This window comes from Hymenobacter terricola, from assembly GCF_017921975.2.
Lineage (GTDB): Bacteria > Bacteroidota > Bacteroidia > Cytophagales > Hymenobacteraceae > Hymenobacter > Hymenobacter terricola.
In genome coordinates this window covers 130,524-145,726 of the sequence record NZ_JAGEMO020000026.1, presented here as the reverse complement: position 1 = coordinate 145,726, position 15,203 = coordinate 130,524, and the positions used below count along the sequence as shown (strand labels likewise).

The 15,203-nt window shown below is 63.5% G+C and carries 12 protein-coding genes; 8 read left to right on the top strand and 4 right to left on the bottom strand.

The annotated features are described in order from the left end of the window. Positions 1 to 325: 325 nt before the first annotated feature. Positions 326 to 1,324 carry an AAA family ATPase gene (locus J4G38_RS17630; protein WP_210519236.1) on the top strand — a complete coding sequence of 333 codons (999 nt, stop codon included), beginning with the start codon at positions 326 to 328 and terminating at the stop codon, positions 1,322 to 1,324. A gap of 123 nt (positions 1,325 to 1,447) precedes the next feature. Here J4G38_RS17630 and J4G38_RS17625 read toward each other — a convergent pair whose 3' ends face one another. The 4 genes from J4G38_RS17625 to J4G38_RS17610 all read right to left on the bottom strand — a co-directional run bounded on the left by J4G38_RS17625 (position 1,448) and on the right by J4G38_RS17610 (position 9,085). Then, positions 1,448 to 3,406 (bottom strand): T9SS type A sorting domain-containing protein, encoded by a 1,959-nt coding sequence (locus tag J4G38_RS17625; protein ID WP_210519234.1) that lies wholly within the window; start codon positions 3,404 to 3,406, stop codon positions 1,448 to 1,450. Positions 3,407 to 3,697: 291 nt separating this feature from the next. Next, positions 3,698 to 6,862: a fibronectin type III domain-containing protein gene (locus J4G38_RS17620; RefSeq protein WP_210519232.1), complete on the bottom strand. Its 3,165-nt coding sequence runs from the start codon at positions 6,860 to 6,862 to the stop codon at positions 3,698 to 3,700. A gap of 202 nt (positions 6,863 to 7,064) precedes the next feature. Further along, the gene (mnmH, locus tag J4G38_RS17615) at positions 7,065 to 8,093 is read right to left on the bottom strand and encodes a tRNA 2-selenouridine(34) synthase MnmH (RefSeq protein ID WP_210519230.1); all 1,029 of its coding nucleotides are present in this window, start codon (positions 8,091 to 8,093) and stop codon (positions 7,065 to 7,067) included. A gap of 278 nt (positions 8,094 to 8,371) precedes the next feature. After that, positions 8,372 to 9,085 carry a pyridoxine 5'-phosphate synthase gene (locus tag J4G38_RS17610; RefSeq protein ID WP_210519228.1) on the bottom strand — a complete coding sequence of 238 codons (714 nt, stop codon included), beginning with the start codon at positions 9,083 to 9,085 and terminating at the stop codon, positions 8,372 to 8,374. 156 nt (positions 9,086 to 9,241) lie between these two features. Here J4G38_RS17610 and J4G38_RS17605 point away from each other — a divergent pair, with 156 nt between their 5' ends. The 7 genes from J4G38_RS17605 to J4G38_RS17575 all read left to right on the top strand — a co-directional run bounded on the left by J4G38_RS17605 (position 9,242) and on the right by J4G38_RS17575 (position 15,159). Beyond that, the gene (locus J4G38_RS17605; RefSeq protein WP_210519227.1) at positions 9,242 to 9,703 is read left to right on the top strand and encodes a GatB/YqeY domain-containing protein; all 462 of its coding nucleotides are present in this window, start codon (positions 9,242 to 9,244) and stop codon (positions 9,701 to 9,703) included. A gap of 146 nt (positions 9,704 to 9,849) precedes the next feature. After that, entirely contained in the window at positions 9,850 to 10,380 is a 531-nt protein-coding gene (locus J4G38_RS17600; RefSeq protein ID WP_210519226.1) for a CvpA family protein, read from the top strand. Between the two features lie 129 nt (positions 10,381 to 10,509). After that, positions 10,510 to 11,106 carry an anthranilate synthase component II gene (locus tag J4G38_RS17595; protein WP_210519225.1) on the top strand — a complete coding sequence of 199 codons (597 nt, stop codon included), beginning with the start codon at positions 10,510 to 10,512 and terminating at the stop codon, positions 11,104 to 11,106. 11 nt (positions 11,107 to 11,117) lie between these two features. Beyond that, positions 11,118 to 11,900, top strand: a complete 783-nt coding sequence (locus tag J4G38_RS17590; protein ID WP_210519276.1) for an alpha/beta fold hydrolase — start codon at positions 11,118 to 11,120, stop codon at positions 11,898 to 11,900. A 146-nt stretch (positions 11,901 to 12,046) separates the two neighbouring features. Next, positions 12,047 to 12,721 (top strand): CBS domain-containing protein, encoded by a 675-nt coding sequence (locus tag J4G38_RS17585; protein ID WP_210519223.1) that lies wholly within the window; start codon positions 12,047 to 12,049, stop codon positions 12,719 to 12,721. 6 nt (positions 12,722 to 12,727) lie between these two features. Continuing rightward, positions 12,728 to 14,185: a BamA/TamA family outer membrane protein gene (locus J4G38_RS17580; protein ID WP_210519221.1), complete on the top strand. Its 1,458-nt coding sequence runs from the start codon at positions 12,728 to 12,730 to the stop codon at positions 14,183 to 14,185. An 80-nt stretch (positions 14,186 to 14,265) separates the two neighbouring features. After that, positions 14,266 to 15,159 carry an NAD kinase gene (locus tag J4G38_RS17575; RefSeq protein ID WP_210519220.1) on the top strand — a complete coding sequence of 298 codons (894 nt, stop codon included), beginning with the start codon at positions 14,266 to 14,268 and terminating at the stop codon, positions 15,157 to 15,159. Positions 15,160 to 15,203: the final 44 nt, after the last annotated feature.

Genomic DNA, 15,203 nt, shown 5'->3' with positions numbered 1-15,203 from the left:
TAGCACATCGCCAAAGCCGATTTCGGGCCATCGATATCGGAGTAACGGACTATTGCAGACTGTAAGTAGCATATTTTTTGTAAAATGCCAACCGCAGTCCTGAAATAATTTGTGCCCGGCTTCCTTGCCTTCAAGGTATTATTCTGCGGCCGTTTGCCCTTCGTGCCCGTTCCGTCGCACTCGCCGCCGTACGGTGTCGCAGGTTTCCGCTAGCGCCGGGTGTGGCAGCGCGGGCGGGCCGTGGGGCTGCCGGCCGGGGCTACCCCGCCCGCCGTACCCCGGCCTTGTGCCTACCTTGCGCCTTTAGTTTCGCCTGTTCCTGCCTATGCTTCCCGCTTCCGACGCTCCAGTTTCGCCGGCCGCCCCGGTCGACTACCACCCCCTCATCCGCCAGGTATTTGCCGAGATGGGCAAGGTGGTGGTGGGCCAGCAGCCGCTGCTCAGCCGCTTGCTCATTGGCCTGTTCACCGGCGGGCACATCCTGCTGGAGGGCGTGCCCGGCCTCGCCAAAACCCTCACCATCTCCACCCTGGCAAAGGTGTTGCACCTGCACTTCCAGCGCGTGCAGTTCACCCCCGACCTGCTGCCTTCCGACCTGGTGGGCACCATGATTTACAACCAGAACCAGTCGGTGTTTGAGGTGAAGAAGGGGCCGATTTTCGCCAACCTCGTGCTGGCCGATGAAATCAACCGCTCGCCGGCCAAGGTGCAAAGCGCCCTGCTCGAAGCCATGCAGGAGCGCCAGGTGACCATCGGCGACACCACTTACCCGCTCGACCTGCCCTTTCTGGTGCTGGCCACCCAAAACCCCGTGGAGCAGGAAGGCACCTACCCGCTGCCCGAGGCCCAGGTCGACCGCTTCATGATGAAGGTGCACGTCGATTACCTCAAGAAGGCCGACGAGCTGGAGGTGATGCGCCGCATGGCCAACCTCAGCTTCGTGGAAGACGTGCAGCCCATCCTCACCAAGGCCGATATTTTTGGCATTCGCCAGCAAATCAATCAGGTGCAGATTTCCGATACGCTGGAGAAGTACCTGATTGAGCTGGTGTTCGCCACCCGCCGCCCGGCCGACTACGACCTGCCCGAGTTTGCCCAGGCCGTGCAGTTTGGGGCCAGCCCGCGGGCCAGCATCGCCCTGCACCGCGCCTCCAAAGCCGTGGCCTACCTCGAAGGCCGCGACTATGTGCTGCCCGAAGACATCAAAGAAGTAGCCGCCGACGTGCTCAACCACCGCATCCTGCTCACCTACGAGGCCGAGGCCGACGGCATCCGCACCCAGGATTTGATTGAAGCCATTTTGCGCAAGGTCCCCATCAGCTAAGCGCCTCCCAATACTAGTTGCTCGTTATTAGTTGTTAGTGAGCTAATAATTAATAGCTTAAGCAGAATATGAAAAAAGGGCTGACCGTGCGGTCAGCCCTTTTTTGGGAGAAGCGGGGGGGAATTATTCCACCACGATGCGCTTCACGACCAGGTCGTTGCCGGATTTCAGTTGCAGCGAGTACACGCCCGCCGCGAGGCGGCTCACGTCGAAATCGGCGGTGCCACCGGCGGCGGGCAGGTTCAGCTGGCGCGTGAGTACCACCTGGCCCAGCGCATTGCTGAGCACGGCCGAAGCCGCGTGGAGGCTGCCAGCCGGCACGCTCAGCTGGAAGCTCTGGTGCGCGGGGTTGGGGTACAGGCCCACGGCAGCGGCCAGGGCCTCGTTGCGGTTGGAGGTGAGAACCCGCAGCTGCAGGTTGTCGATGCCGAGGTCGTCGTTGCCAAAGTCCGACGTGGCCAGGAACCGGATAACCGTGGTGGCCGAGGTTATGCTGCTCAGGTTCAGGGTTTTGGTAATGAACGTGGCGTTGGTGGTGGCGGTCAGGGCCGGCGAGGCGGCAAAAGTGGTGCCGCCGTCGGTGCTCACGAATACATCCAGCTTGTCGGTGCCCGTGGGGTTGATGTAGTCGAAGGTCAGTATTTTACTGGTCGCGTTGTTCACGCTCATATTCACGTACAGGTTGAGCGCACCGGATGTGCCGGTGTCTGAGCCATAGGTGTGAAAGCGGGCGGAGTGCGAGCCCACGCTCGAACGAGTGACGTACGGCGGGGCAGCAGAGGTTTCGGCCCCCACATAGCTCCAGTTTGATGACGTGAACCCGTCATCTTCGCGGCGCCACGAGTTGTCGCCAATGGCCGGCGAGTTGCGCCAGTTCACCGTGGGCAGGTCGCGCGTGCCCAGGCCGTTCACCCACGGGCCTTCAAAACCCTCCGAATACGGCAGCGTGGCGTAGGTGGCCGGGGCGCCCGTGCCAGTGGTAGTGGCCGCGCCCCTCAGCACGGCACCAAAGGTACCGCCCGCGCACACGCTTTGCACCGAGATGACGTACGTAGTGCCGGGCAGCAGGCCCGGAATGGTAATAGGCGACGCGGTGGGCGCCGGCGTCAGGGTTTGCACGGGACCGCCGGCGGTGTAGGTGACGTTGTAGCTCGCGTTGCCCGCCCCTGGCGTGAAGGTGAGCTGTATCGACGTGTTGGTGGTGGTGATGGCAAATGCCGTGGGGTCGTTGCAGAGTGCGCCGGGAATGAACCGGTAGGTGCGGCCCGCGTCTGGCAAAAAGGTCGAGCGAACGTTGTGGCCGTTGCCGGCCGTGGGGCCCAGATAAGGGCCAGCGAAGAAAGCAGCCACGGACCAGGTATCCGACGAACCTTTGGTTGCCAGCACCGATGCTGTGGGCGCCGAACCTTTGATGCCCACGGCCGCGTACTTGGCCGCGACCGTGCCAGTGCCGGCCGTAGCGGTGCCGTACACGAACTCAATGTTATTGGTGGTTTCGTAGAGCTTGGCCTGGAAAGAGAAGTTGGCCAGCTGGGTGGCGATGGACGTAGCCACGGTGGAAGATGCCGCCTGGGGCTTGTCGGCCACGTTTTTCCACTGAATGGTGCACACCCGGTTTGGCGCGGTGCCGGTGGTTACCACGCGGTACTCGGTGCCGCCGGCCGTGCCGGGGCCCAGGTCCAGGTTGAAGGGGGCAATCAGGTTCACATCGGCCGCGTTGGTGCCGGAAATGGGGCCGGTGTCGGGGGCCTGGGCATAAGCCGGGAAGTCGGCCGCCGCCGAAGGCGCCACACTGCCCAGGCGGATAAACCCGTTCGTATTCAATACGAACTGAGTGAAGGCGGCGCCGTTGAAGCTAAAGCTGAACCCAATGGCCTGCGCCGCCGAATTATCGTCGTCCGTGTTGGCCGTGGCAATGGCCGTGCCTGTAGTGCCAAGGTCCGAGTAAGTGCCCGCCGCGTTTACCGTATTGCTGGGCAGGTAGTTGAATTGGGCTTGTGCCGCGAAGGGTAGCAGGGGCAGCAAGGCTACCGGCAGCCACCGGCCGGCGCGTTTCAGCCGGGTTTGTAGGGATGTGAACATGAAAGTTGGGGAAAAGTGGGAAATAGAAAAAAAGGAAAAATGTGTGACGGCTATAAAACGGCTGCCGGGCAACCGTAGGATTGGAAAAACTCAAATCGGCAAGCAACATACGACACGCACGGGCAGGGCGGGCAATAATCTCGAGTCGGAGGAAACCGATTGCGCGCAACAGGCCCGCCGCTAACCAGCTGGTTGGTCTGCTGTCGCCAGCATTGGCCGGCCAATGAAGGCACACAAAAAAGGGCTGACCAACTGGCCAGCCCTTTTTAAGGAAGCAGGGTACGAGGCCGACTACTCGACTACCACCCGTTTCACAACCAGCGTTTCGCCGGTTTTCAGTTGCAAGGAATACACGCCAGTTGCCAGATTGGTTACGTCGAAATCGGCGGTGCCACCGGCGGCAGGCAGGTTCAGCTGGCGCGTTTGCACCACCTGGCCCAGGGCGTTGATGAGGCTGGCCGAAGCGGCGTGGAGGCTGCCGGCGGGCACGCTCAGCGTGAAGCTGCGGTGGGCCGGGTTCGGGTACAGGCCCACCGTGGCCGCCAGGGCCTCGTTGCGGTTGGCCGATAGCACGCGCAGCTGCACGTTGTCAAGGCCAATGTCAGTGAAGCCGAAATCACTGGTGGCCCGGAACCGGATAACCGTGGTGGCCGAGGTACTGGCAATGGCCACCGTTTTGGCGGTGAACGTGGCGTTGGTGGTAGCGGTGAGCACGGGCGTGGTACCAAAAGTGGCCCCGCCGTCGGTGCTCACCAATACATCTAATTTGTCGGTGCCGCTCACATTCACGTAGTCGAAGCTCAGCGTTTTGGAGCCCGCGCTGCTCATGTTCACGTACAAATCGAGGGTGCCAGTGGCGGCAGATGTAGCGTCGTAGCTGTGGAAGCGGGCTGCGTGCGTGCCTTGGCTGCTGGCTGGGGTGAAAGCACCTAGGTTGCTGGCCCAGTTGGCCACAGTGCCGTCGTCGTCGCGGCGCCACGAGTTGTTGCCGGTGGCCGGCGAGTTGCGCCAGTTCACCGTGGGCAGGTCACGCGTGCTCAAGCCATTCACCCACGGGCCTTCGAAGCTTTCCGAGTAGGGCACGGTGGCATAGGTAGCGGCGGGGGGAGTGCCCGTGGTGCTGGCCGTGCCCGTGAGTACGCCACCCAGGGAACCGCCGGCGCACACGCTTTGCAGCGTGAGCGTGTAGGTGGTGCCGGGGGCGAGGCCGGTGATGGTGATGGGCGAAGCCGTGGGGGCCGGCGTCACCGTGGTGGCCGCCCCGCCGCTGGAGTAGGTGACGATGTAGCTGAGATTGTTCAGGCCGGGCGTGAAGGCCACTTGCAGCGAAGTATTCGTGGCCCCGCCAATGGTGGCCGCCGTGGGGTCGCCGCACGTCACCGGAATGGTGCTGCTGGCGCAAATGGTAAACGCACCCTGCGTATCGGCCGAGCCGTAGCCCGATACGAACACGTAATACGTCGTGCTCGGGGCCAGGCCCGTCAGGTTCAGCGGAGCCGAAACGACATTGTTCGCGCCGCTTGAAGCACAGCCAATCTCCGTGAACGGACCAGCCGCGCCGCCCGTCGTCGAGAATCCGCGGAGGTAACCGGCCGCGCTGCCCGTCACCTGTATCGAAACGGAGGTGCTGCCCGCGCCGGTAGCCGCCGTCGTGAACTTGTACCACACGTCTTTGGGGCTCACGGCAATGCCGCAGCTGGCGCTGGAAGTCGGGTTCACGTAGCCGGCGGGCGTGGTGGTAGTGGCACCGGCGTTGGTGCCGCTCACCGGCGTGCAGGTGGTGCCAATTGCCAAGGTAACAGCGCCGGCCGGGTCGTCATTGGCCGGGGCCAGGGCGGGCGTCGTGAACGTGGCGGTGAACGGGGCAGTGGTGGCGCCGCCCGAGCAATTGCCCGTTACCGACAGCGTGTAGACCGTGCTGGGCGTCAGGCCGGTCAGGTTGATGGGCGAACCCGTGGGGGCGGGCGTTACGGTGGTGGCCGTGCCCCCGGCGGGGGTATAGGTCACGGTGTAGCTCGTGTTGCCGGGGCCGGGGGTAAACGTGATGGCCGCCGTGGTGCCGGTGATGCCGGACAGCGCGAAGTTGGTGGGCACGCCGCAGGCCGGGGGCGGCGTGAGGCAGATGGTGAAGGCGCCTTGCGTATCAGCCGAGCCGTAGCCCGATACGAAGATGTAGTAGGTGGTGCTGGGCGTGAGGCCACCCGACACCAGCGCGGGGGCAGCCGTGTTGTTGGTGGTGCCGGCGGCGCAGCCCACTTGCGTGAACGGGCCAGCTGCGCCACCCGCAGTCGTGGTAGAAAACAAGCGCACCTGGCCCGCCGGAGCACCGGTAACGGTGACGGTGATGCCCGTGCTGCTGGCGCCCGTGGCATCGGTCGTGAATTTAAACCACACGTCCTTGGGGCTGGTGGCCGCGCCGCAGCCGGGGTTGGTGTAGCCGGTGGCCGTAGTAGTGGTAGCGCCAGCGTTAGTGCCGTTGACGGGGGTGCAGGTGGTTGCGATGGGCAGCGTGATGGCCCCCACCGGGTCGTCGTTCAGAATGGGCGTGGTGAAGCTGGTCGTGTTCGCCGCCGACGTCGTGCTGCCCGCGCAGTTGCCCACCACGCTCAGCGTATAGGCCGTGCCGGCCGCCAGGCCGGTCAGGCTCACCGGCGAGGCGGTCACGGTTTGGGTGACGGCGGTGCCGCCCTGCGGGGTGTAGGTGAGCGTGTAGCCCGTGTTGCCAGTGCCCGCGGTGAACGTAACCGTGGCCGTGGTGGCCGTAGGCGTGGCCACGGCCAGGCCGCTGGGGGCCGCGCAGGCCGCCGGCGTCAGGCCGATGAGCTGGATGTTGGGGCGCGTGAGGGCCACGGTGCCGGCGGTGGTGGGGGCCGCGTTATCAGCCTGCCAGCTCTGGAAGCGGTTGACGGCCGTCGAGTGGAAGCGGAAGGTCTTCGCTGCGCTGCCTTCGGTGCCGGTGCCGCCGCCGTTGGCTTCCACGATGATTTCCAGGTTGTCGGTGCCGTTGTAGGCGAACGGGGCCGTCAGGGCCACCGTCACCCACGTGCTGGCCGTGAAGGCCGTGGCCGGAATGGTTGCGTCGTATACCAGCGTTGCGCCCGTTTCCTCGGCCGCCACCGTGGTGCCCGCCGCCGCAAACGACGTGCTGGTGGTGGTTTTCAGGTACACCTTGGCGGGAGTCGCGGCCGGGGTCGAAACGCTCTCCAGGTAAAAGCCCACGCTGGTGATGCTGCCGCTGCCGCTGACATCGGCCGCCGTATAGATGGCGGCGCTACGCTCGTAGCCGAAGTAGTTGCCATAGGGCTTGCGGGAAGTAGTTCCCGTGGGGTTGCCGGCCGGAATGACAACTTGGGCCCAGGCGGCCGGGGCCAGCAGCAACGCCGCCGCAAGCATGGGCAGCTGGCCCCGTAGCCGCGAAGCCAGGCGCTGGGTGGTTGTGTACAAAAGTGTACGCATAGGATTGGAGTGGGGAAAAGTGGGGAATAGGGAATGAGAAAAAGGGAGTGAATAAATAACCGGCTTCGTGTCGAAAGCCGGCTGGATAGACTCAGATGGGAAAGCAAATTATGACATTTTCAGGCAAAAGCGGTTGCCTGGTGTTGAGCTTTTTTGCGGCTGGCCGTGGCCAGGCTGCCGGGCGCTCCGCGTAGCCCGGCATTTACCTGGGCACGGCGCTCGTCGCCCGGGCTAATTCAACTGCATTTTGGGCGGGGTCGCAGCTGGGAACGGGAATAAAAGTCCGCACTGGCTCCTCGGGGCGTGGGGCCAGGCCGTAGGTGTAGGTCTTGTCGTAGTAATCGAGCACCAGCTCCACCATTTGGGTGAAATCACCGGCCTCGACGGCCGCCAGGGCCTGCTTGGTGGCCAGGCCGCCCAGGCGCTTTTGCAGCCGCTCGATGGCGGCCGCCAGCTCGGCCGGTTCTTCGGCGCCGTACTCGGCGGCCAGCTTGGCCACGCGGGCGGGGCGGGGCACTTCCAGCACCCAGCGCGGCGCGGCCCGCATTTGGGCAAACAGGGCGGGCGGAATGGTGAGCCGGCCAATCTGCCGGCTTTCGTCTTCTACCCAAATGGGCGCATCGGTGGGCAGCGTGGCCAGGGCGGCAGCCAGGTTGTTTTCGAACTGCTCCTGCGTGGGCTGCACCGGCTGCCCGATGGCCCCGAAGGCGGACCCCTTGTGGCTGGCCAGCCCTTCCAAATCGAGCACCTGCTGGCCGGGCATGGCCGCCAGGGCGTGCAGCACGTCGGTTTTGCCGCTGCCGGTGAGGCCGCCCAGCACGCGCCACTGCCGGGGCGTAGCGAACGAAGCCAGCACCGCCCGCCGAAACTCCTTATACCCGTGGTCCAGCAAATGCACCTTGAAGCCGCCCAGCTCCAGCAGCCACAGCACGGCCCCGCTGCGCATGCCGCCGCGCCAGCAGTGCAGCCGCACCTCCTTGCCGGGGGCCAGCTTCTTGGCCAGCTTCACCATCGCCGACATCTTCGGCCCGAAGAATTCCAGGCCCAAATGCACGGCCCGCTCCTGGCTCACCTGCTTGTAGGTGGTGCCGATGCGGGCCCGCTCCTCGTCCGTGAACAGCGGCAGGTTAAGCGCCCCCGGCACATGGCCCTGCGCAAACTCAATCGGGGCCCGCACGTCGAGAATCGGGTAGGGCAGGGCCTCAAATTCGGCCAGAGAGTGACGGGGCATGGCTACTGTTGTCAGGTAAGTACGCGGGCAAAAGTAACCGTCGTGTACGGCCGCCGCGCGCGTCCGGTGCTTCTCAGGGGGGCAAGAAGGGCCGGACGCCGACGGCGGGTGCCTCTTACCCCCTCAAGAAGGGCCGGACGTCGGCGGCGGGCCCTTCTTACCCTCCCAAGTATGGCCGGACGCCGGCGGCGGGTGCTTCTTACCCTCCCAAGGGTGGCCCGCCACCGGTGGCGGGCCTATCTCATCGTTCCAGGCGGCATCGGGCGGCGCTGGTTGCCCTACTTCAGCTGCCGCTTATACAGCTGCACGGTGTTTTCCAGGCCCAGGTAAAGAGCGTCGCACACCAGCGCGTGGCCGATGCTGACCTCGGCCAGCTCGGGCAGCTGCTGGTGCAGCCAGGCCAGGTTGTCGAGGTCGAGGTCGTGGCCGGCGTTCACGCCCAGGCCCAGCTGGCCGGCGCGGGCGGCGGCGGCGCGGTAGGGGGCCACGGCGGCTTCGCGGTCGGCGAGGTACTGCCGGGCGTAGGCTTCGGTATAGAGCTCGATGCGGTCGGTGCCGGTGGTGGCGGCGGCTTCCACCAGGGCCAGGTCGGGGTCGAGGAAGATGCTCACGCGGCAGCCCAGGGCCTGTAGCTCGGCCACCACGTCGCGCAGGTACTGCTGGTGCGTCACCACGTCCCAGCCCGCGTTGGAGGTGATGGCGTCGGGCGCGTCGGGCACCAGCGTCACCTGCTCGGGGCGCACGGCGCGCACCAGGTCCAGGAAATCGGGGGTGGGGTTGCCTTCCACGTTCAGCTCGGTGGTCACCACGGCCTTCAAATCGAGCACGTCCTGGTAGCGGATGTGGCGCTCGTCGGGCCGGGGGTGCACCGTGATGCCCTCGGCCCCAAACCGCTCAATGTCGCGGGCCGCCTGCAGAATATCGGGCCGGTTGTGGCCCCGGGCGTTGCGCAGGGTGGCCAGTTTGTTGATGTTGACGCTGAGCTTAGTCATGAGGGAGGGGAGGAGGGGAAGTTTGGAGTTCGGCGGGTAAACAGATGAGGAACTCAAATGGCTTGCGGAGCCACTGCCGTAGCTTCGGGCGAAATTACGCCTTCCCCACGCCCGGCCCCCCACACCCCCATACCCTCACCCCCTAAAAAAACTCCCATGCTCAAAGACACCATCGACGCCGCCATCAAGCAAGCCATGCTGGCCAAAGACAAAGTGCGCCTCACCACCCTGCGCAGCATCAAATCGCAGATTATGCTGGCCGAAACCGCCGAGGGTGCTCACGGCGCCGCCCTCACCCCCGACGCCGAGCTCAAGCTGCTCAACAAAGCCGCCAAGCAGCGCCGCGACGCCGCCACCATCTACAAGGAGCAGTTCCGCTCCGAGCTGGAAGAAAACGAGCTGGCCGAGCTGGCCATCATCGAAGAATTCCTGCCCGCCCAGCTCTCCGAGGCCGATTTGGTCGAGCGCCTCGTGCACATCATCCAGCGCGTAGGTGCCACCGGCCCTTCCGACCTGGGCAAGGTAATGGGCGTGGCTGCCCGCGAGCTGTCCGGCCAGGCCGACGGCAAGCGCATCTCCGACGTGCTGGGCCACCTGCTCAACAACACCAATCTGTAGGTCAGTAAAGGAAATAAGGCCGTCATGCTGAGCGCAGCCGAAGCATCTCGCGTGCTCAAGTAATCCAATCAGTTGAGTTACTGCCACAAGCGAAATGCTTCGGCTACGCTCAGCATGACGGTTCTTTACTTCACCCATTAATAACCATGACTGCCCTCGACATTCTGCTGCTGCTCCCGCTCGGCATCGGGGCTGTGAAGGGCTACCGGCGCGGGCTGGTGCTGGAGGTAGTGTCGCTGCTGGCCTTCGTGCTGGCCGTAATTGGCGGGCTGAGCCTGTTGTCGGCCGCCGTGCCGCTGGTGCGGCACTACGTGGGCGATGCCTTCGGCCTGCTGCCGCTGGTGTCCTTTGCGCTGGTATTCGTGGGCATCATGTGGGGCGTACACCTGCTCGGGGGCTTGCTCAAAACCGCCGTGCACCTCACCCCGCTGGGCGTGCTCGATAATTTGCTGGGCGGCGCGGCCGGCGTCATCAAGTGGATACTGGGACTGAGCCTGCTGCTGCACGGTACCGCCCTGGCGGGCCTGCATTTGCTCTCGCCCAGCCTGGTGGCCGGCTCCCAGATACTGCCCATCGTGCAGCAAGCCACGCCCATGGCCCTGCAAATCACGGGCTACGTGCTGCCCTTCGCCCAGAACCTGCTGGTGCAGATGCGCAAAGCCTTTGTGAAAAGTTGATGTTATTAGAACGTCATGCAGAGCGCAGCGAAGCATCTCGCGTGTGGCAGTGACTCAATCGAAAAAAATAGTGGCGGCACGCGAGATGCTTCGCTGCGCTCTGCATGACGTTCTAGTATTCTCTGCCAAATGCGCCTGCTGCTGCTCGATAATTTCGACTCCTTCACCTTCACCCTGGCCGATTACCTGCGCCAGCTCGGGGCCGAAGTGCTGGTGCGCCGCAACGACGTGCCGCTGGCCGAGCTTCAGGAGCTGGCCTTCGATGGCATCGTGCTTTCGCCCGGCCCCGGCACGCCCGCCCAGGCCGGCGTGATGCCGGCCGTTATCGAGCACTATCACCAGCACAAGCCCATGCTCGGCGTGTGCCTGGGCCACCAGGGCCTGGGCGAGTTCTTCGGCGCGGCGGTGGTGCGCGCCGCGCGGCCCATGCACGGCAAAGTGTCCGAGATGCGTTGCGATACCGCGGAGCCGCTTTTTGCCGGCCTGCCCGCCCTGCAGCCGGTCACGCGCTACCACTCGCTCATTCTCAGCGAGCCCCTGCCGCCCGCGCTGGTCCCGCTGGCCCACATCACCGGCCCGGCCCCCGAGCTCATGGCCGTGCGCCACCGCACGCTGCCGCTCTACGGCGTCCAGTTTCACCCCGAAGCCCTGCTCACCCCGCACGGGTTGGCAATTTTGGCCAATTGGCTCCGCTGTTGTATCATTGCCAAAACCGCCGCGAATTGACGAAAGACGAGATGGAATTGCGCCGCCAGCACCAACATGGGTACGAGTTTGTGGATGAGGGCCAGGGCCCGGTGCTCCTGCTGCTGCACGGCCTGTTCGGCGCCCTCAGCAACTGGGAAGACGTGGTGCAGGAATTCTCGCCCGACTACCGCGTCATTATTCCCCTGCTGCCCGTCTACGACATGCCCCTGACCCAGGCCGGCGTACCGGGCCTCGTCGCCTACGTCGAAGGCTTCGTGAAAGCCATGGGCCTGCCCGATTCGTTCACGGTACTGGGCAATTCGCTGGGCGGCCACATTGCCCTGGTTTATACCCTGAACAATGCCCAGCGGGTCAGCCGCCTCGTGCTCACCGGCAGCAGTGGCTTGTTCGAAGACAGCATGGGCGGCTCCTTCCCCAAACGCGGCGACTACGCCTACGTGCAGGAGCGGGTCGGCTACACTTTCTACGACCCTTCCGTAGCCACCAAGGAGCTGGTGGATGAAGTCTTTAACGTCACCAATTCCAATTCCAAGTGCCTGCGCATCATTGCCATTGCCCGCTCAGCCCAGCGGCATAACCTGAGCAAAGAGCTGATGAAAATTACGGTGCCCGTACTATTAGTGTGGGGCCTGAACGACACCATCACCCCGCCGCCCGTCGCCCACGAGTTTGCGCGCCTGCTGCCCCACGCCGAGCTGCGTTTTCTCGACCACTGCTGCCACGCGCCCATGATGGAGCGCCCTGCCGGGTTCAACGCCTACCTGCGCCGGTTTTTACGTACTACCGAATGGGCCCCTGCCGTAGCTGCCTAAAAGTCGGGTATCATTCTGCCGGCTCGATTGTTGTTCACCGAAATCTGGTTGGTTAGCTTGCAATGTGTCGGATTACTACTTCTCCTTTGCTATCCATCCCACCCAATCCAACGTTTATAATTCAGCATCCATAAATTTCCGAAACGATGCCCGCCCTGCTCGCCGAAGATTTACTCAACGAAATGATTCCGCCTCTGAAGGGCACCGATTCGGCGGGCAAAGCGGCGCGCTGGCTCGATGAGTTTCACGTGGCCCAACTGCCCGTGCTCGATGACCGCCACTACCGCGGCCTCGTTACCGAAGCCGACCTGGCCGACTTCGACGACCCCGAAACCCTGCTTTCCGAGCTGCCCCTGGGCTACGCCGACACCTACGTGCGCCCCGACCAGCACTTTTACCGCGTGATGGAGCTGGCCATTGAGAATAAAATTCAGCTGGTGCCCGTCGTCGATGAGCGGCACGAGTACGCCGGCGTCGTCACCATTGCCGATGCGCTGGCGGCTTTCGGGCAGCATCCGGGCGGCGGCCAGGGCGGCATCATCGTCCTCAGCATGGAAGAGCGGGACTATTCGCTCACCCAAATCAGCCGCTACGTCGAGGAAAACAACGCCAAAATCATCAGCGCCATTGTGGCGCAGGACGAAATCGACCCCTACCGCATTCGTCTCACGCTCAAGCTCAACACCGATAATCTGGCCCGCATCACGGCTACGCTGGAGCGGTTTGGCTACACCGTAACGGCCCAGTTCAGTGGCACCGCCGTGGCCAACGAAGACGAGCAGGAGCGCTACGATGCCCTGCTGCGGTACCTGAGCGTCTGATAGCGGGTGTTAGGAATTCTGTTGTCGTTGCGGGTGCTGCTGGCCAGCCTATTATGCGTGCAGGCCCCGGCCGATACCTTGCCGCACGCCCTGCGTCCCGTAGTTGCCCCCACCGATACGCTGGTGCGCATCGTGCCCTGTCCGGAACTGGTGCGGGCGCCAGTCGGCGCCATCCTGTTCGCCGGCAACGCGGTCACCAGAGAGCGCATCCTGCGTGCCGAGCTGGACATTCACGAAGGCGACACCCTTACGCTGGCCGATTTGCCAGCCCGCCTCGAAGCGAACCGCCGCCGGTTATTCAACCTCCAGCTATTTCATGCCGTGGTGGTGCAGGCCAGCTGCGCGGGCAACCGGCTACTCATCGTTTTTGGCGTGCAGGAGCGTTGGTACACGTTCCCGGTCCCCATCCTGTCGTTGGCCGACCGTAACCTGCGCTCCTGGCTCGACCGCTCCGACCGCTGGCGCCGTGTCGATTACGGCGTCCACCTCACGCGCAGCAATTTTCGCGGCCGCAACGAGCAGCTCATCGCCAACCTCCAATTAGGCTTTAATCGTAAATACGAGCTGTTCTACGAAGCCCCCGGCCTGGGCCATTATCGCCGCCTGGGCATTGGCGTGGGGGCCTCCTTCTACCAAAGCCATACCCTCGACTACATCACCCGCGCCGACCGCCTCGTCCCCATTCGGGCCGATGAAGGGTTTCCCATTCAACGCTTCTACGCCACCGCCGGGCTGCGTTTTCGTCACACCGTTCAGTTTCTCACCGCCTTCGACGTCTCCTATCACCGCGAGCAAATCAGCGATTCCGTCCGGTTCTACAACCCCGACTATTATAAGGGCCGCACCCAGCGCGAATACCTCGACCTCACGCTCACCAGCACCCGCAACCAGCGCAACACCTTCGCCTACCCGCTCACCGGCCAGTTTGCCCAGGCCGCCCTCACGCATCGCGTCTTTCTGGACGGCACCACCCCCAGCCTCACCACCCTGCACCTGAACTACGCCCGCTATGTGGCCCTCGGCCATGAATTCTACTACAGCCTCGGTCTGAGCGGTCAGGCCCGGCTCACCGGGCACCTGGCTTATGCCGATTCGCGGGCTTTGGGGTATAATGATTTGGTGCGGGGCTACGATGAATACGTCATCGACGGCCGCCACTACGGCCTGGTGCAGCAAGGAGTGTCTTACCGCTTGCTCCGCCCCAAGCCCCTGCGGCTGCAATCCGTTGATAATCCCAAAATCAACACCATTCCGCTGGCGCTTTACCTGAATACCTTTGTCGATGCCGGCTACGTCGTCGCGCCCGGCCCATTGCCCCAGAACCGCCTTCCCAACCATCTATTAAGCGCAATTGGCCTTGGCTTGCACCTGGTAACTTTTTACGACCGGGTGTTCACCGCCGAATACACCCTGAACGGACTGGGCCAGACCGGCTATTTCTTTCGGGCCGAGTTTCCGATTTGACACTTGCGTCTCGCTTGTTCGGTTATTTATTTGTTACGTAGCCCAGTTTCCTGTTACGTAATCAGTTTCTTCTTTACCGCATGAAAATCGCCATCCTCGGCAAGCCATTCGACGACGATGCCGCTCCGGCCATTCAGGCCCTGCTCGACGACCTGGCCACGCGCCGGGCCGAAGTGCGCATCGGCGAAGCCTTCCGCACCTTCCTCGACAACCGCCTACGCCTACCCGAAGGCACCACCGAATTCCGGCGTGGCGACTCGCTCCGGGGCGTCCAATACGTCCTCAGCATCGGCGGCGACGGCACCCTGCTCGACACCGTTACCTACGTCGGCAGCCTCCAAATCCCGATTTTGGGCATTCACACCGGCCGGCTCGGCTTCCTGGCCACCATCACCCCCGACCGCATTGCCCAAGCCATCGACGCCCTCTACAAAGGCCATTTCACCATCGAAGAGCGCAGTCTGATTCGCGTCGATACCGACCCCGACGTCTTTGGCAGCCTCAATTTTGGCCTCAACGAATTCAGCGTCCTCAAACGCGACACGTCCTCCATGATTGTCGTGCACACGTACATCGACGGCGAATACCTGAATTCCTACTGGGCCGACGGCCTGGTGGTGGCCACCCCCACCGGCTCCACCGGCTACTCCCTGAGCTGTGGCGGCCCGGTTATGCTACCTCAAACCAACAATTTTATCATCGCTCCCGTATGCCCCCACAATCTGAATGTGCGCCCCCTCGTGGTATCGGACCAAAGCGTGATTTCCTTCGAAATAGAAGGCCGAAGCACCAGCTATATGCTGGCGCTTGATTCCCGCTCCCTCCCCGTCGAAGCCTCCGTTCAAATTGCCGTTCGCCGCGAAACTTTTAACGCCCGGCTAGTCAAGCTAAACCACGTTAACTTCCTGACTACCTTACGCAGTAAACTCAATTGGGGCCTTGACCGTAGAAATCCGGTAGGGATTCAATTGTAATAGCCGAGGTTTTTTTGTTAAAAAAAATCTGGAAAGTTTTTTTA